Origin of the sequence: Photobacterium japonica, assembly GCF_050337005.1 — a bacterium.
Lineage (GTDB): Bacteria > Pseudomonadota > Gammaproteobacteria > Enterobacterales > Vibrionaceae > Photobacterium > Photobacterium japonica.
The window spans coordinates 33,521-49,394 of record NZ_JAKJSN010000012.1; the positions used below are offsets into that span (position 1 = coordinate 33,521).

Consider the following 15,874-nt stretch of genomic DNA (forward strand, 5'->3'; position numbering starts at 1 on the left):
TTTTTCTCGAAAACACTCGCCATTCTGATAGGTCTGTGAGTAAGCTACAGGGAGACGGATCACACAGGGGTGTGCCATGATTTTTTTCGACCTAGACAATACATTGCTTGATCATGACGGTGCCGAGCAGGATGCGATCACCGCCTTTGCGGATGTGCACCATGCGATGATCATTGATTGCCCAGACGGTATCGGGCAGGCATGGCGGCACATTACCGATCAGCAACGTGCCCGTTGGCGTGCAGGGGAGCTGAATTTTGAGCAGCTACGTCGCGCACGGATCAGCGCCTTGTTCAAACAGCCTTTAACCGAGGCCCAAGCCGATGCGCTCAGCACCGAGTATTACCGTATTTACCAGCAACACTGGCGTCTGTTTGACGATGTGCTCCCAGCCCTGCACGTATTACGCAACATTGCTCCGCTGGCCATCATTACCAATGGGTTCGCTTTTCAGCAGGAAGCCAAACTCACCACCACACAGATCCGCCCTTATTTTTCACACTTGGTGGCCTCAGAGCATGTAGGGGCCGCTAAACCGGCGCCAGCCATTTTTCAGCATGCCCTACGTCTTTCGCAGAAACCGGCGTCATCATGCTGGTATATCGGTAATCACCCCGTCAATGATGCCCAAGCCGCGGCAAAGCTGGGATTTAAAGCGGTATGGCTCAATCGAGAGGGGCATGATGGTGCGGGTGTGACCCGTGTCGTACGCCGTTTAACCGGTTTTGCCGATATGGTAAAAATGCATTATTAAGGGAACGAATGTCCCAAAATCGGTCTAAAACATTAGAAACAATGTTCAATAGCGGTTGTACTGGTTGCATTAGCCGCATAAAATGCAGGGCTTATTGTGAGAATTATCAGATCCAAACCGCTTTCAAGGAAGAGAGACCAACATGGATGCAAACAGCAGTGCATTGACACTGGCTGCCAAGGGCTTGGCGGCATTAGTCGTGCTATTCCTGATCCGTTATATTGATACCTTCACGACTATTTTTAGTTTTCAGCAAGTGGGGATCGTCCCCAACATCGTTGCTGTGCTAGTATTGGCATCCGGCATCAGTGCCATCATCGGTCTCGGCCAAGGGAACCGTTGGGGCTTCATTCCCCTGTATTTTTTCATTCCCGCCATCACCCTGTTTTTTGGCTACAGCCTGATCCCGTATCTGCCGCACCTTTTTCGGCCTGAATTCCGCCATATCGTTATCATTTTACTCAATAGCACCGTGATGCTCTTTGCCGTTATCCTTCTACTCAAGATGATGGACAACGATGTGATCCTTCCCGCCGAAAAATACTAAACCACGGTCAACAGAACATTCCGCATTTGTTATACTGCCTGCATTAGTAATCAGGCAGTTGACGACCGTCACCCTCAAGGTCTCAACCCATCTCTGCTCAGCAAAGGATGATGAGAATGAAAAAAATTGAAGCCATTATTAAGCCCTTCAAGCTTGATGATGTTCGCGAAGCCCTCGCCGATGTCGGTATCACCGGCATGACCGTCTCAGAAGTGAAAGGTTTCGGTCGCCAAAAAGGCCACACCGAACTCTACCGTGGCGCAGAATACATGGTCGACTTCCTGCCAAAAGTGAAGCTAGAAATTGTCGTGACCGATGACGTCGCCGATCAGTGCGTCGACACCATCGTCGAAACCGCGCAAACCGGTAAAATCGGTGACGGTAAGATCTTCATGTTCGATGTAGAGCGTGTGGTGCGGATCCGGACGGGTGAGGAAGACGAGGACGCTATCTAAAATCCGTTATGGCGTTGCCGTTTCATCCTCTGTCTGTATCGGAAGTACTCATTTATGCGTATAAACTCCGTGCTTCCTCTTTGCCAAAGAACGAAACGGCTTGGCCAGAACGCATTGTCATTGGCATGATAGCGTCGCTATTTCGCGATCAAAAAAGGCTTGCCCATTCGGCAAGCCTTTGTTGTTTTTTTACCTAGTACCTAGTACCTAGTACCTAGTACCTAGTACCTAGTACCTAGTACCTAGTACCTAGTACCTAGTACCTAGTGTTTACGCTTCGGCTTGTTGCGGTTTCACTTCGCCCGAATAACGGCCGGGTTTATGGTTCATCGCCAGTACCAGATTCAATAGAAACGCACCGATCACCGAGTAGAGCAAGGTCATCGGGCTGACTAAGAAGAATGACGCCACCAGAATAGTGATATCAATCCCCATCTGTAACTTACCGGCGGACCAGCCAAACTTTTCTTGTAAGAACAAGACCAGTACATTAAAGCCGCCCAAACTGGTTTTGTGGCGAAACAAAATCAGCATACCTAATCCCATCAATACCCCGCCAATCATGGCGCAGTACAGCGGTTCTAACCGGCTGATCTCCAGCACATGGTGTAGATTATCGGTGATCACCGACACCAGTCCGCCAGAGAGGATGCTGGTAATGGCAAAACTGCGCCCCATGCGAAACCATGCCATGCAATAAAATGGAATATTCATCATGAAGTAGAGTTGGCCAAAAGAGAGATCGATAAATTGGCTGGCCAGCAAAGCTAAACCGGTTGTCCCACCGGTGAGCAGGTGGGCTTGCTGTAAAAAGAACACCCCTTGGGCGACCACAATGGTGCCGGTGAGAATGGCAATGATGTTCTCTTTCGCTGAGTGGGAATACGCGCTCAAAAATACACTCCTTATCGTTAAGCCCGCCATGATAATGCGCAACTGAAAAAAAGATGAGAGGGAGACGGAAAACATTGCGCACACAGGTGTTTAGATAAGTTTACGCAGATGTAAAAAATTAATTTACGCCTTTATCTTGTTAATAGCGACGGAGAAGTAGTGAAAGCTGTAAACGCGGAAGTGAAAAAACGCACAAGATGAAAACAATTCATCCTCAAGTTGAAATAAATGCCAATAAAAAGTCACATTAGGGCTACCTGATTTAGATCAATTTCTGTAAAATACAGCGTTATATACAGACATGACGAAAACGTTTGCGTCTCCGTGGCGCCTAGCTTGGCGGTTTTTCGTTTTTTGCCAAAAAAGTGTGTTTACCACCTAGATTGTCGGCATGACGTGTTTATCACGACCCAGCGACACAAGGTTTGAAAACAATCTGAGTCAGGAGAGACAGATGCTAAAGCGCGACATGAATATTGCCGATTATGACGCTGAGCTGTTTGCAGCTATCCAGGAAGAAACGGCCCGTCAGGAAGAACACATCGAGTTGATTGCTTCTGAAAACTACACCAGCCCACGTGTCATGGAAGCGCAGGGTTCTCAGCTAACTAATAAGTACGCAGAAGGTTACCCGGGCAAGCGTTATTATGGCGGCTGTGAGTTCGTTGATAAAGCCGAGCAGCTAGCGATTGATCGTGCTTGCCAGCTTTTTGGTGCTGAGTACGCAAACGTACAGCCACACTCTGGTTCTCAGGCGAACAACGCAGTTTACATGGCCTTGTTGAATGCCGGTGATACGGTACTGGGCATGAGCCTGGCACACGGCGGTCACTTGACGCACGGTTCGCCAGTCAACTTCTCAGGCAAACTGTACAACATCATTCCTTACGGTATCGATGAAGCCGGTCAGATTGACTACGCAGAAGTTGAAGCGCTGGCGCTTGAGCACAAGCCCAAAATGATCATCGGCGGTTTCTCTGCGTACTCGCAAATCGTTGATTGGAAACGCATGCGTGAAATCGCAGACAAAGTCGGTGCTTACTTCTTTGTTGATATGGCGCACGTCGCTGGTCTGATTGCGGCGGGTGTCTACCCAACGCCAGTACCACACGCGCACGTGGTAACAACGACAACGCACAAAACCTTGGCAGGCCCTCGCGGTGGTTTGATCCTGTCTAACGAAGGTGAAGAGCTGTACAAGAAACTGAACTCAGCGGTTTTCCCTGGTGGTCAGGGCGGCCCGTTGATGCACGTGATTGCAGCCAAAGCGGTGGCGTTTAAAGAAGCCATGGAGCCTGAATTTGCAGAATACCAAGCGCGCGTTGTTGAAAACGCCAAAGTGATGGTAGGTGAATTCCTTGAGCGCGGTTACAAGATTGTCTCTGGCAGTACCGAAAACCACTTGTTCTTGGTTGATCTGATCGACAAAGGCATTACCGGTAAAGAAGCGGATGCTGCCTTGGGTGCCGCCAACATTACCGTGAACAAGAACAGTGTGCCGAATGATCCACGTAGCCCGTTTGTGACATCGGGTATCCGTGTGGGTACGCCGTCTATCACACGTCGTGGTTTTACCGCCGACGATGCCAAGCAATTGGCGGGTTGGATGTGTGATGTGCTGGATAACAGTGATAACCCAGAAGTGATTGCTGCGACCAAAGCCAAGGTGTTGGACATTTGTAAGCGCCTGCCGGTTTACGCGTAATTACACGAATAAATAGAAACATTTCCCCCTTTGTTAGGGCTTGCTTTATGCAAGCCCTTTTTTTATCTCTCTGTGTGCATTTAGGGGCATTTCACCCCACTATTCCTGCCTTTTTCCGGTGTTTTACGGCATAAAAATCGCCTGAAAAGGCGTACTCTCGCCATGAAATGGGTTACACTGAGGCGACGTAAATTAGGAGGCAAGATGCATTGTCCTTTTTGTGGTGCCAACGACACCAAAGTAATTGATTCCCGATTAGTCGCGGATGGCCATCAAGTGCGCCGTCGCCGTCAATGTTTGGCATGCAATGAGCGCTATACCACCTTTGAAAGTGCAGAATTGGTGATGCCTCGTGTGATTAAGAGTAACGGAAGCCGTGACCCATTCAACGAAGAGAAGTTGCGTGGTGGTATTCAACGGGCTTTAGAAAAGCGTCCGGTGAGCACGGATGACATCGAACGTGCCATTAACACGATTAAATCACGCTTGCGCGCAACCGGTGAGCGCGAAGTGCCGTCAGATATGATCGGTAACTTGGTGATGGAAGCCTTAAAAGAGCTGGATAAAGTCGCTTACATTCGTTTCGCGTCTGTATACCGCAGCTTTGAAGATATTCGTGAGTTTGGTGAGGAAATCGCCAAGCTGGAAAAGTAATTGCCGCCCGGGGCCAGACTCCGGGTGCGCCATAAAAGAAACCGACGTCACATGTTCTCATCCAACGATCATGCCATGATGCTTCGCGCCATCACTTTGGCAAAAAACGGTCAATTCACCACGGCGCCGAACCCCAATGTAGGCTGTGTCATTGCACACGGTGAGAATATTGTGGGTGAAGGCTATCATTATCAAGCGGGTCAACCGCACGCGGAAGTCTTTGCTTTGCGTGCCGCCGGTGAGCGCGCTCGCGGTGCGACGGCTTACGTGACCCTTGAACCTTGTTCCCATTACGGCCGCACACCACCGTGTGCGGAAGCCTTGGTGAAAGCCGGTGTGGGACGCGTGGTATGTGCCATGGTCGATCCCAACCCGAAAGTGGCAGGACGTGGTGTGGCCATCTTGCAGCAAGCGGGCATTGAGGTTCAAGTGGGTTTACTTGAGGCTGATGCCATGGCGCTTAATCCCGGTTTTATCACCCGCATGAAAACAGGACGTCCGTTTGTGCAGCTAAAATTGGCCGCCAGTTTGGATGGTCGTACGGCGTTAGCCAATGGCAAAAGCCAGTGGATCACCAGTGCGCCAGCGCGTGCGGATGTGCAACGTTACCGTGCCCAAGCGGACGCGATTTTATCCACCAGTGCCACGGTACTGGCGGATGACCCGTCTTTGAACGTGCGCTGGACTGACTTGGGTGAGACGGTGCAGCAACAGTATCCGGAAGCCCATTTGCGTCAACCGGTACGGGTGATTATTGATAGCCAAAACCGCGTTACCCCTGCGCACCGTTTGATCAGCTTGCCGGGGAACACCCTGCTGGCACGTGCGAAAGCCGATACAAAAACGTGGCCTGACAGTGTCCAGCAGGTTGAGGTGGCGTTGGATCCGGTAACCCAACAGGTGGATTTAGCCGCCTTGATGGACACCTTGGCCGCTCAAGAGATTAACCATGTGTGGGTCGAAGCGGGCGCCGCATTAGCCGGTGGTCTGTTGGCGGCAGGGTTGGTGGATGAACTGATTTTGTACCAAGCGCCGAAGTTGATGGGCAGCGACAGCAGAGGGTTACTCGCGCTGGAGGGCTTGACTGACATGGCCGATGTCCCTGAGCTGACGATCACCGATGTACGTATGGTTGGGCCGGATATCCGTATCACCGCTCGCGTGAAAGCCATCATGAAAGCAAACGAACAAGAGTAAGGTAGAACATGTTTACTGGCATTATTGAAGCTGTCGGCACCATCACCGCATTGACCCCGAAAGGGCAAGACATTTCGGTGACTGTGGATGCCGGTAAATTGGATCTCAGTGATGTAAAACTGGGTGACAGTATTGCGACGAACGGTGTGTGTTTAACGGTCGTGGCATTGACGGGCACGGGCTACGTGGCCGATTTGTCACTGGAAACCTTACATCGTACTGCCTTTACGCAGTATAAGGCGGGGCAGAAAGTCAATTTAGAAAAAGCCATGTTGCCGACGACCCGTTTTGGTGGTCACATGGTGTCAGGTCATGTGGATGAAATCGCTGAGATCATCGAGCGTACGCATACTGGCCGTGCCATAGAATTTTGGGTGAAGGCGCCTGCGCACCTTGCCCGTTATATTTCCGAAAAAGGCTCGGTGTCGATTGACGGGATCAGCCTGACAGTCAATGCCTTGCGAGGGGATGAGTTCAAACTCACGATCGTGCCGCACACGGCATTGGAAACCACCATGGACTCGTTCACGCCGGGCCGTAAGGTGAATCTGGAAGTGGACGTGATCGCCCGTTACCTTGAACGTTTAATGTTAGGTGACAAGGCGGCCGAGAAAAAATCAGAACTGACTATGGATATGCTGGCACGAAGCGGCTTCCTAGGTTAATGGACTCAGAGAACCAGTTATAGAGAAGGTTGTGTTATGGCATTAAGCAGCGCAAAGGACATCATTGAAGACATCCGCCAAGGCAAAATGGTGATTTTGATGGATGACGAAGATCGGGAAAACGAAGGTGACCTGATCATTGCCGCCGATAAGATCACCCCAGAAGCGATCAACTTTATGGCCAAACATGGCCGTGGCTTAATCTGCCTTACCTTGACGCAGGCGCGTTGTAAGCAGCTTAATTTGCCGCTGATGGTGCAAGATAACACTGAGCAGTTCAGCACTAACTTCACCGTCTCGATTGAAGCGGCAGAAGGGGTGACCACCGGGATTTCGGCAGGCGATCGCGCCCGTACCGTTCAAGCGGCTGTGGCGGCTAATGCAACAGCGGCAGATATCGTGATGCCGGGTCATATCTTCCCGTTGATGGCACAAGAAGGGGGCGTATTGACCCGTGCGGGTCATACCGAAGCCGGTTGTGACATTGCACGCTTGGCGGGTCTAGAGCCATCGAGTGTGATTGTCGAGATCTTAAATGAAGACGGCACTATGGCGCGTCGTCCGGATCTGGAAGTGTTCGCAGAGCAACACGGTCTGAAGTTAGGCACGATTGCCGACTTGATTGAATACCGTAACAACCATGAAACCACCATCGAACGTGTAGCACAGTGCGTGTTACCGACCGAGTTTGGTGAGTTTGATATGATCACCTACCGTGACACCATCGATAACCAAATCCACTATGCATTGAGCAAGCCGTCGACCACCGACAGCGAAGGCACCTTGGTGCGCGTACACTTGCAGGACACGTTCAAAGACATCCTGCATTCTGGTGCGTCACAGTGGACACTGCCTGCGGCGATGCAACGCATTGCCAGCGAAGGTGGGGTGCTGGTGGTGCTAAGTAAAGCGGAAAGCCAAGACGCAGTACTGACCAAAGTGCGCCAGTTGGTGGCGAAAACCGACGGTAAGCCAATGGTGAAAGTGAACGTGAAAGATCAGTCCCGCCAAGTGGGTGTGGGCTCGCAGATCTTGGCGGATTTAGGCGTGTCGAAAATGCGCCTGTTGTCATCCAGTAATCAACGTTATCACTCACTGTCAGGTTTCGGCTTGGAAGTGGTTGAATACATTTGTCAGTAAGGTGTTAAATGCGCGTAGAAATACGCGCTTAACGTCCCCATTCTTTTATCGCCGAAATGAGAAAAAAGGTGGGGAAAACCCATCAAAGATGCGCGTTGGTATCATGCGTAAACTGTGGTAGACTCCCGCGGTTCTCATACCGGAAAAGACATAGTCACAGGAAGGCCCATGAAGGTAATTGAAGGCGCCATCGCGGCACCAAACGCAAAAATTGCTATCGTAATTGCACGCTTTAACAGCTTTATTAATGAAAGTCTGCTAGCCGGCGCGCTAGATGCTCTGAAACGCCAGGGTCAAGTGAGTGATGACAACATCACTGTTGTACGTTGTCCTGGTGCTTACGAGCTTCCGCTTGTTGCGCAGCAAGTTGCTAAAAGCGATCGCTATGATGCTATCGTTGCGCTTGGCTCTGTGATCCGTGGCGGTACACCGCATTTTGATTATGTTGCCGGTGAGTGTAACAAAGGTCTGGCGCAAATTGCTCTTGAGTACAACACTCCAGTAGCATTTGGCGTTCTGACTGTAGATTCTATCGAACAAGCCATTGAGCGCGCCGGTACCAAGGCTGGTAATAAAGGGGCAGAGGCTGCACTAAGCGCGCTTGAAATGGTTAATGTACTGTCCCAAATCGAATCCTAATGGGGGTTACTGTGAAACCAGCCGCACGTCGTAATGCACGTCAGTTTGCTGTACAAGCTATTTATTCTTGGCAAATCACCAAAGACAATGTTGCAGACATTGAGATGCACTTCTTGTCTGGTGATAACTTTGAAGAAGAAGAGTTTAAGGCCGATGCGCCTGCGCTTGCCGCACCGCATACAGATGTTGCCTACTTCCGCGACCTGCTAACAGGTGTTGTACTGAACCATCAGGAATTGGACAGCAAAATGCGTCCATACTTGTCGCGTCCACTACAAGATCTGGATCAGATGGAGCTAGCACTACTTCGCCTTGCGATGTACGAAATGCTAAAGCGTGATGACGTACCTTACAAAGTGGTAATCAACGAAGCTATCGAACTTGCGAAAATCTTCGGTGCTGAAGACAGCCACAAGTTTGTCAATGGTGTGCTGGACAAAGCAGCGCCAACACTTCGTAAAAAGAAGTAATCACGAAATATTGTCAAGGCCAGCATTGCTGGCCTTTTTTCTGTCTTGATTTTCTCTCCATACAATAGAAGCATATGGCCACCAACGAATTTGATCTTATTGCGCGCTATTTTGCGCATCAAGCGGTGAACCGCAAGGATGTGGCGTTGGCGATCGGTGATGACTGCGCCGTGCTGGAGGTGCCTGTGGGCAGCCAGCTGGCGGTGAGTACCGATTCGTTAGTCGCTGGGACCCATTTCTTAGCGGAGGCCGATCCAGTACGGGTCGCTCATAAGGCATTGGCTTCCAATTTGAGTGACTTAGCAGCCATGGGCGCAACGCCCGCTTGGGTGTCGTTAGCACTGACAATGCCAGAGCCGGATGAAGTGTGGTTGGCCGGTTTTTGTCAGGGCTTTTTCGCCTTGGCGGAATACTATAACGTGCAGCTGATTGGCGGTGACACGACCAAAGGCCCGTTAAGCCTGACCCTGACGGTACACGGGTTTGTGCCGCACGGGAAAGCGTTAACCCGCAGCGGTGCGCAGTCCGGTGATTGGATCTATGTGACGGGCACCTTGGGTGACAGTGCTGCCGGGTTGGCGTTAATTCTGGGTCAGACCACAGTTGACGATCCGCAATTGGCGGATGTGCTGGTGGAACGCCATTACTGCGCTCAACCCCGTATTCTGGCCGGACAGGCATTGCGCGGTATAGCCTCTGCCGCCCTCGACATTTCTGACGGTTTAGTGTCTGATCTAGGGCATATTTTAAAACGATCTGGCGTGGCAGCCGTGTTGAATGTTGAGACACTGCCGCTGTCGGAGGAGTTGCGTCGCTTTGCCCCGGATGCGGATACCGCGTGTCAGTTGGCGCTGACCAGCGGGGAAGAATATGAACTGTGCTTCACCGTACCGGAAGGGAACCGTGGGGCGTTGGAGACCGCTTTAGCACATTGCGGCGTGAAGGCGACGTGTGTGGGGCAATTGCGTCCAGGCGCGGGCGTGACGTTATTGAAAGCCGGCAAAGCCGTTGATTGGCAGTTGCAGGGCTATGATCATTTTGCGGAGTAAATCGTGGATAACCCAAAAGCAAACATCAATCTGAAAAATCCGTGGCACCTGCTGGCGACCGGATTTGGTAGTGGTCTGTCACCGGTCGTGCCGGGCACCATGGGCACATTGGCCTCGATCCCGTTTTACCTGTTGATTGTGCAGTTACCGTTTGTGCTGTACTTGCTGATCATTGTGGTATCGGCCATTGTCGGTATTCGTATTTGCCAGAAAACCTCAGACGACATGGGCGTGCATGATCACGGCAGTATCGTGTGGGATGAGTTTGTCGGCTTTTGGATCACCATGGCGATTGCGCCTGTTGTGTCGTGGCAATGGGTATTGGCTGGCTTTGTGCTGTTCCGCTTCTTTGACATGGTAAAACCCTGGCCGATCAGTTGGTTGGACAAACACGTTCATGGCGGTTTTGGCATCATGGTCGATGATATTCTGGCTGGCCTGATGGCGATGATCGCGCTGTGGGGTGTCGGTTACTGGTTCGGCTGGTAACGCTCGACAAATTGACGATAATAAAAAACCGCGCAGTGCGCGGTTTTTTTATGCTTGGATCACCGGCTTATTCAGCCAGGTACTGACGAATTTGCTTCTCAATACCTGCCGCATCAATCTCTAGCATCGCATGCAGTTCGGCCTGTGTGCCTTGCTCGACAAAGCGATCCGGCAAGCCCAGATTCAATACCGGCTTGAGCACTTTCTTCTTCATCAAGAACTCATTCACACCGCTGCCTGCGCCGCCTGCAATGGCATTTTCTTCCACGGTGACCAGCACATCGTGGGTGGCTGCCAGTGCCAGAATCAACGCTTCATCCAGCGGTTTCACAAAACGCATGTCTGCCACGGTAGCATCCAGCGGTTCTGCGGCGTCAAGTGCGTAGTTCAGCAGAGTGCCAAAGCCAAGGATAGCAACACGCGGTGTATCGCCGTCTGTGTTGATCTGGCTTTCACGGCGAATGATCCCTTTACCGATTGGCAGGGCCGTCATCTCGGTGGTTGGTGTAACCCCGGTACCGCTGCCACGCGGGTAGCGTACTGCACTTGGCCCTTGATGCAGGTGGCCGGTGTACAGCATCTGGCGACATTCATTTTCATCGCTCGGCGTCATGATCACCATGTTCGGGATACAGCGCATGAAGCTCAGATCGAACGCTCCTTGGTGGGTTTGTCCGTCTGCACCCACTAAGCCGCCACGGTCGATGGCAAACATCACGGGCAAATCCATGATCGCGACATCGTGGATCAATTGATCGTAACCGCGCTGCAGGAAGGTCGAGTAAATCGCCACCACAGGGTGATAACCGCCAATCGCCATACCTGTCGCCAGTGTGACCGCGTGTTGCTCTGCAATCGCGACATCAAAGTACTGATCCGGATACGCTTTCGAGAAGCCGACCATGCCAGAACCTTCACGCATCGCGGGCGTGATCGCCATCAATTTGTCGTCTTGCTCGGCCATGTCACACAACCAATTGCCAAAGACATTGGAGAACGTCGGTTGGCTCTTGGCTTTTGGGATCGGATTTTGCGCTAAATCGAATTTCGGTACCGCATGGTAGTTGATCGGATCCGCTTCCGCTGGGGCATACCCTTTCCCTTTCTTGGTCATGATATGCAGGAATTGCGGGCCTTTCATGTTACGCATGTTCTTGATGGTTTTTACCAACTCGACCACGTCGTGACCGTCTACCGGGCCGATGTAATTAAAGCCTAGCTCTTCAAACATGGTGCCAGGGACGACCATGCCTTTCAGGTGTTCTTCCGCACGCTTCACCAATTCTTTGATCGGCGGCGCGCCAGACAGCACTTTCTTGCCGCCTTCTCGGATAGTGGTATACAGGTTGCCAGAAAGCAGACGTGCCAAGTGGTTGTTCAGTGCCCCGACGTTTTCCGAGATCGACATCTCGTTGTCGTTCAGGATCACTAACATGTCCGGGTGAATATCACCGGCATGGTTCATGGCTTCAAATGCCATGCCCGCGGTGATCGCACCGTCACCGATCACGCTCACCACTTTACGCCCCTGATCTTCTTTGTCGGCGGCGATCGCCATGCCGAGACCAGCACTGATAGAGGTGGAAGAGTGGCCAACCGACAGCACATCGTATTCACTTTCTTCACGCCACGGGAACGGGTGCACGCCGCCTTTTTGGCGAATCGTCCCCATTTTGTCGCGACGGCCCGTTAAGATCTTGTGTGGGTAGGCCTGATGGCCGACATCCCAAATCAAGTGATCAAACGGGGTGTTGTACACATAATGCAAGGCAACTGTCAGTTCGACTGCGCCGAGGCCGGAGGCAAAATGCCCGCTGCTCTGGCTGACTGACTTAAGTAAGTACGTGCGTAATTCTTCGCACACTGCAGGCAGGCTATCTACCGGCAGGAGACGCAGTTCATCTGGAGTGTTAGCCAGAGCCAGATGAGGGTATTTAGATATATCCAATGTCATAACATTCACGGCGCTTTACTGTTATTAGTTATTGCGCTCGATGACGTATCGGGCAAAAACGGCTAATTGTTCGGTATTGTAAGGTATCGCTTCAAGTGCGCGCAGCGCTTGCTGATACAGTTGCTGTGCTTTTGCCTGAGCGCCATCCAACCCGAGAAGAGCAGGATAGGTACTTTTTTCCAGCTCGATATCCGACCCCTGTGGTTTACCCAGGGTCTGTGTATCACTTATTACGTCAAGAATATCGTCTTGGACTTGAAACGCCAACCCTATCGCATCGGCGTATTCGTCCAGCTGTGGTAATACGGCCACGCCTTTCTCGCCGGCGGCCAGTGCACCTAGGCGAACCGCACAGCGGATCAGGGCACCGGTTTTATGTCGGTGGATCGTTTCTAATTGCGAGAGATCGACCTGTTTGCCTTCTGCGTCCAGATCCAATGCTTGTCCCATACACATGCCACGCGCACCTGACGCCGCCGCCAATTCTTTGATCATGGCGATGCGTTGGCTTTCCCCGTCTTGGCTAAGCGGACCGCTGGCTAAAATTTCAAAGGCCAGTGTTTGTAGGGCATCCCCAGCAAGGATAGCAGTCGCTTCATCAAAAGCGATATGGCATGTCGGTTGACCGCGACGTAAGTTATCGTCGTCCATCGCCGGTAGATCGTCATGGATCAGTGAATAGGCATGGATACACTCCACTGCCGCAGCAGGGGTATCGAGTGCTTCACGGGAAGCACCGAGCATTTCACCGGTCACATAGGTCAAAAAAGGACGGGCGCGTTTGCCACCCAGCAAAGTACCGTGTTTCATGGCGTGGATCAGTGACTGATCAGGGAATGGCTGTGCAGCCATCCATTGGCCAAGTTGGTCGTTACTGCGGCATTGGTAGTCAAGCAGGGACTGCGACAGAGAAGGCATGTTATTCATTACTGCTATCAAACTCTGTTAAAGGCGCATGGTCATCCGCCTGCAGCAAGATTTCAACGCGTTGTTCGGCTTGAGTCAGCTTGAGTTGGCTATTTCGGGCTAATGCAATCCCGCGCTCAAATTTCTTCAGCGCCTCTTCTAGAGGAATGTCACCGGATTCAAGCTCATGCACGATGCTGTCAAGTTCATCAAGTGCGGCTTCAAAAGCCATATTTTCAGGTTTTTTGGCTGCCATAATGGGGGTCGCTTCTTTAATTTTGCTCGAAAAAATAGCGTAGAGCGGAAACAGGGTCAAATTATCTCACAGTAATCTGTGTGACAGACAGTAATTTTCATCTTTTCGTGCCAGAAAGCTAAACCAAACCCACACGGTGCCGATAGATATCTTATTGACGCGGAGGGTGAACCGAGCGATAGCGTGGAAAAAAGGGCAGAAAGTCCCTGTGCTGTCGTGTGAACGGTGAATCATGCTCTCGCTTTCAGTTGCGTGGCTATGAAAGGGGCGAACACCCAGATACAATGCGCGACTGTAAACTCACTCGCAAATTAATGTAACAAATCGGAGACTATCAAGTGGATTTGGCGACCCTTATAGGATTAATTGGCTCGTTTGCTTTTGTCATCATGGCAATGGTACTCGGTGGCAGCTTGGGCATGTTTGTTGATACCCAGTCAATCCTGATCGTGTGTTGTGGCTCGATGTTTGTTGCCTTAATGCAATACAATTTTGGTCAATTTTTGGGTGCAGCAAAGATTGCCGCCAAAGCGTTTATTTTTAAAAACGATAACCCGGAAGACCTGATCGCAAAGATTGTCGAAATGGCCGATGCGGCCCGTAAAGGGGGCTTTTTAGCGCTAGAAGAAATGGACGTAGAGAACTCCTTCTTGCGCAAAGGGGTCGATTTGTTGGTAGATGGTCACGATGCCGCCGTTGTGCGTGCGACGTTGGAAAAAGACATCGGCTTGACCAATGATCGCCATGAACAAGGGATCAGTATTTTCAAAGCGTTGGCCGAAGTGGCGCCCGCGATGGGCATGATCGGTACTTTGGTGGGATTGGTGGCGATGCTGTCCAATATGGACGATCCGAAATCGATCGGACCGGCGATGGCGGTGGCCTTGCTGACGACGCTGTACGGTGCGGTGATGGCGAACATGCTGTTGTTGCCGATAGCGGCCAAATTGGGGCTACGTAAAGACGAAGAAAAACTGAATCGTCGGTTGATTTTGGATGGGGTGCTGGCGATCCAAGACGGGCAAAACCCGCGAGTGATCGATGGCTACCTGAAAAACTACCTCAATGAAAAGAAACGTACCGTCAACATTGACGAGTAGGGTGTCTGATGGAAGAACATAAGTGTCCACCGCCCGGTCTGCCTGCATGGATGGCGACGTTTTCTGATTTGATGACGTTGCTGATGTGTTTCTTCGTACTGCTGTTGTCGTTTTCGGAAATGGATGTGCTGAAGTTCAAGCAGATCGCGGGATCGATGAAGTACGCCTTCGGGGTACAAAACATGCTGGAAGTGAAAGACATTCCGAAGGGCACCAGTGTGATCGCACAAGAGTTTCGTCCGGGACGGCCAGAGCCGACCCCGATTGAGGTGATCATGCAGCAAACCATCGACATGACGCAGCGCACGCTGGATTTCCACGAAGGGGATTCGGAACGGGCAGGCGGCACGCGGCGTGATGCCGGAAAGTTGACCGGTGGGCAGAGTGCGGATATTGCGACGGAGCAGAACCAGAATACGGAAGCAGAAATGCGCCAAGCCCAGCAGCAAATGATGGACATTTTGCGCAAAGCCCTTGAAAACGAAGTGGCCGAGGGGGCGGTGGAGCTAGAAGATCTGGGTCAGCAATTGGTGATCCGTATTAAAGAGCAAGGGGCGTTTCCTGCGGGATCGGCGTTTTTGCAGCCGAAGTTCCGACCGCTGGTGCAGCAAGTCGCTAACTTGGTAAAAGACGTGCCGGGTACGATTCGCGTTAGTGGCCATACCGATAACCAGAAGTTGGATTCGGAACTGTACCGCTCAAATTGGGATCTATCCGCTCAGCGTGCCGTGTCAGTTGCGCAGGAAATGGAAAAGGTGAAAGGGTTTGATCACCACCGTTTACGTGTGGTGGGCTTGGCCGACACTCAACCGTTGAATGGTAACCGCACCGCCGCAGAGCGCAGAGAAAACCGACGGGTTGAAATCTCGATCATGCAGGGTGAGCCGCGTTACTCACCGCCGATCACCAGTACACAACCTTGATGCTTGTCGGTGATGACCGCTTAAAGCCAGCCTGACATTCTCGGCTGGCTTTTTTGTTACGGGTGAAAAATAGTGCC

General features: G+C 51.5%; 18 protein-coding genes. 14 read left to right on the forward strand and 4 right to left on the reverse strand.

Annotated elements, in window-relative coordinates; translation table 11 throughout:
- Positions 1-76 precede the first annotated feature (76 nt).
- The 3 genes from L4C36_RS04480 to glnB all read left to right on the forward strand — a co-directional run bounded on the left by L4C36_RS04480 (position 77) and on the right by glnB (position 1,756).
- Positions 77-754 (forward strand): HAD family hydrolase, encoded by a 678-nt coding sequence (locus L4C36_RS04480; protein WP_428476591.1) that lies wholly within the window; start codon positions 77-79, stop codon positions 752-754.
- A 142-nt stretch (positions 755-896) separates the two neighbouring features.
- Positions 897-1,301 carry a hypothetical protein gene (locus L4C36_RS04485; protein ID WP_428476592.1) on the forward strand — a complete coding sequence of 135 codons (405 nt, stop codon included), beginning with the start codon at positions 897-899 and terminating at the stop codon, positions 1,299-1,301.
- Positions 1,302-1,417: 116 nt separating this feature from the next.
- Positions 1,418-1,756 carry a nitrogen regulatory protein P-II gene (glnB, locus tag L4C36_RS04490; protein WP_428476593.1) on the forward strand — a complete coding sequence of 113 codons (339 nt, stop codon included), beginning with the start codon at positions 1,418-1,420 and terminating at the stop codon, positions 1,754-1,756.
- A 270-nt stretch (positions 1,757-2,026) separates the two neighbouring features.
- On the opposite strand, the gene L4C36_RS04495 is transcribed toward glnB, so the two are convergent.
- The gene (locus L4C36_RS04495; RefSeq protein WP_428476594.1) at positions 2,027-2,650 is read right to left on the reverse strand and encodes a YitT family protein; all 624 of its coding nucleotides are present in this window, start codon (positions 2,648-2,650) and stop codon (positions 2,027-2,029) included.
- 454 nt (positions 2,651-3,104) lie between these two features.
- Between L4C36_RS04495 and glyA the strand changes: the two genes are divergently transcribed.
- From glyA to pgpA, 9 genes are all read left to right on the forward strand, one after another.
- Entirely contained in the window at positions 3,105-4,355 is a 1,251-nt protein-coding gene (glyA, locus tag L4C36_RS04500; protein WP_428476595.1) for a serine hydroxymethyltransferase, read from the forward strand.
- Between the two features lie 204 nt (positions 4,356-4,559).
- The gene (nrdR, locus tag L4C36_RS04505; RefSeq protein WP_428476596.1) at positions 4,560-5,009 is read left to right on the forward strand and encodes a transcriptional regulator NrdR; all 450 of its coding nucleotides are present in this window, start codon (positions 4,560-4,562) and stop codon (positions 5,007-5,009) included.
- Between the two features lie 51 nt (positions 5,010-5,060).
- A complete protein-coding gene (gene ribD / locus L4C36_RS04510) occupies positions 5,061-6,206 on the forward strand; it encodes a bifunctional diaminohydroxyphosphoribosylaminopyrimidine deaminase/5-amino-6-(5-phosphoribosylamino)uracil reductase RibD (RefSeq protein WP_428476597.1) in 1,146 nt (381 codons plus the stop codon).
- Between the two features lie 8 nt (positions 6,207-6,214).
- The gene (locus L4C36_RS04515) at positions 6,215-6,871 is read left to right on the forward strand and encodes a riboflavin synthase (protein WP_428476598.1); all 657 of its coding nucleotides are present in this window, start codon (positions 6,215-6,217) and stop codon (positions 6,869-6,871) included.
- Positions 6,872-6,907: 36 nt separating this feature from the next.
- Entirely contained in the window at positions 6,908-8,011 is a 1,104-nt protein-coding gene (gene ribBA / locus L4C36_RS04520) for a bifunctional 3,4-dihydroxy-2-butanone-4-phosphate synthase/GTP cyclohydrolase II (RefSeq protein WP_428476599.1), read from the forward strand.
- A 168-nt stretch (positions 8,012-8,179) separates the two neighbouring features.
- The gene (ribH, locus tag L4C36_RS04525) at positions 8,180-8,650 is read left to right on the forward strand and encodes a 6,7-dimethyl-8-ribityllumazine synthase (RefSeq protein ID WP_428476600.1); all 471 of its coding nucleotides are present in this window, start codon (positions 8,180-8,182) and stop codon (positions 8,648-8,650) included.
- Positions 8,650-9,120 carry a transcription antitermination factor NusB gene (gene nusB, locus L4C36_RS04530; protein ID WP_428476601.1) on the forward strand — a complete coding sequence of 157 codons (471 nt, stop codon included), beginning with the start codon at positions 8,650-8,652 and terminating at the stop codon, positions 9,118-9,120. Before ribH ends, nusB begins: the two co-directional genes overlap by 1 nt.
- A 74-nt stretch (positions 9,121-9,194) precedes the next feature.
- Positions 9,195-10,169, forward strand: coding sequence for a thiamine-phosphate kinase (thiL, locus tag L4C36_RS04535; protein ID WP_428476602.1), 975 nt, complete (start codon positions 9,195-9,197; stop codon positions 10,167-10,169).
- A gap of 3 nt (positions 10,170-10,172) precedes the next feature.
- Positions 10,173-10,658, forward strand: a complete 486-nt coding sequence (gene pgpA, locus L4C36_RS04540) for a phosphatidylglycerophosphatase A (RefSeq protein WP_428476603.1) — start codon at positions 10,173-10,175, stop codon at positions 10,656-10,658.
- Between the two features lie 67 nt (positions 10,659-10,725).
- On the opposite strand, the gene dxs is transcribed toward pgpA, so the two are convergent.
- The 3 genes from dxs to xseB are packed head-to-tail and all read right to left on the reverse strand — an operon-like array spanning position 10,726 to position 13,774.
- A complete protein-coding gene (gene dxs / locus L4C36_RS04545; RefSeq protein WP_428476604.1) occupies positions 10,726-12,612 on the reverse strand; it encodes a 1-deoxy-D-xylulose-5-phosphate synthase in 1,887 nt (628 codons plus the stop codon).
- Between the two features lie 24 nt (positions 12,613-12,636).
- The gene (ispA, locus tag L4C36_RS04550; protein WP_428476605.1) at positions 12,637-13,539 is read right to left on the reverse strand and encodes a (2E,6E)-farnesyl diphosphate synthase; all 903 of its coding nucleotides are present in this window, start codon (positions 13,537-13,539) and stop codon (positions 12,637-12,639) included.
- Entirely contained in the window at positions 13,532-13,774 is a 243-nt protein-coding gene (gene xseB / locus L4C36_RS04555) for an exodeoxyribonuclease VII small subunit (protein ID WP_428476606.1), read from the reverse strand. Before xseB ends, ispA begins: the two co-directional genes overlap by 8 nt.
- A gap of 338 nt (positions 13,775-14,112) precedes the next feature.
- Here xseB and pomA point away from each other — a divergent pair, with 338 nt between their 5' ends.
- Together pomA and L4C36_RS04565 are read left to right on the forward strand one after the other, a co-directional pair.
- Entirely contained in the window at positions 14,113-14,874 is a 762-nt protein-coding gene (gene pomA / locus L4C36_RS04560; protein ID WP_428476607.1) for a flagellar motor protein PomA, read from the forward strand.
- Positions 14,875-14,882: 8 nt separating this feature from the next.
- Complete coding sequence (locus L4C36_RS04565; RefSeq protein ID WP_428476608.1) at positions 14,883-15,797, forward strand: flagellar motor protein MotB; 915 nt, start codon at positions 14,883-14,885, stop codon at positions 15,795-15,797.
- The last annotated feature ends 77 nt before the right edge of the window (positions 15,798-15,874 follow it).

Excerpts from the sequence above, each read along its gene's own strand:
- dxs (WP_428476604.1), bottom strand. The coding sequence starts at position 12,612 with ATGACATTGGATATATCTAAATACCCTCATCTGGCTCTGGCTAACACT.
- glnB (WP_428476593.1), top strand. The coding sequence starts at position 1,418 with ATGAAAAAAATTGAAGCCATTATTAAGCCCTTCAAGCTTGATGATGTT.
- ribH (WP_428476600.1), top strand. The coding sequence starts at position 8,180 with ATGAAGGTAATTGAAGGCGCCATCGCGGCACCAAACGCAAAAATTGCT.
- thiL (WP_428476602.1), top strand. The coding sequence starts at position 9,195 with ATGGCCACCAACGAATTTGATCTTATTGCGCGCTATTTTGCGCATCAA.
- ispA (WP_428476605.1), bottom strand. The coding sequence starts at position 13,539 with ATGAATAACATGCCTTCTCTGTCGCAGTCCCTGCTTGACTACCAATGC.
- ribD (WP_428476597.1), top strand. The coding sequence starts at position 5,061 with ATGTTCTCATCCAACGATCATGCCATGATGCTTCGCGCCATCACTTTG.
- glyA (WP_428476595.1), top strand. The coding sequence starts at position 3,105 with ATGCTAAAGCGCGACATGAATATTGCCGATTATGACGCTGAGCTGTTT.
- L4C36_RS04515 (WP_428476598.1), top strand. The coding sequence starts at position 6,215 with ATGTTTACTGGCATTATTGAAGCTGTCGGCACCATCACCGCATTGACC.
- L4C36_RS04480 (WP_428476591.1), top strand. The coding sequence starts at position 77 with ATGATTTTTTTCGACCTAGACAATACATTGCTTGATCATGACGGTGCC.
- ribBA (WP_428476599.1), top strand. The coding sequence starts at position 6,908 with ATGGCATTAAGCAGCGCAAAGGACATCATTGAAGACATCCGCCAAGGC.
- nrdR (WP_428476596.1), top strand. The coding sequence starts at position 4,560 with ATGCATTGTCCTTTTTGTGGTGCCAACGACACCAAAGTAATTGATTCC.
- L4C36_RS04485 (WP_428476592.1), top strand. The coding sequence starts at position 897 with ATGGATGCAAACAGCAGTGCATTGACACTGGCTGCCAAGGGCTTGGCG.
- xseB (WP_428476606.1), bottom strand. The coding sequence starts at position 13,774 with ATGGCAGCCAAAAAACCTGAAAATATGGCTTTTGAAGCCGCACTTGAT.
- nusB (WP_428476601.1), top strand. The coding sequence starts at position 8,650 with ATGGGGGTTACTGTGAAACCAGCCGCACGTCGTAATGCACGTCAGTTT.
- L4C36_RS04565 (WP_428476608.1), top strand. The coding sequence starts at position 14,883 with ATGGAAGAACATAAGTGTCCACCGCCCGGTCTGCCTGCATGGATGGCG.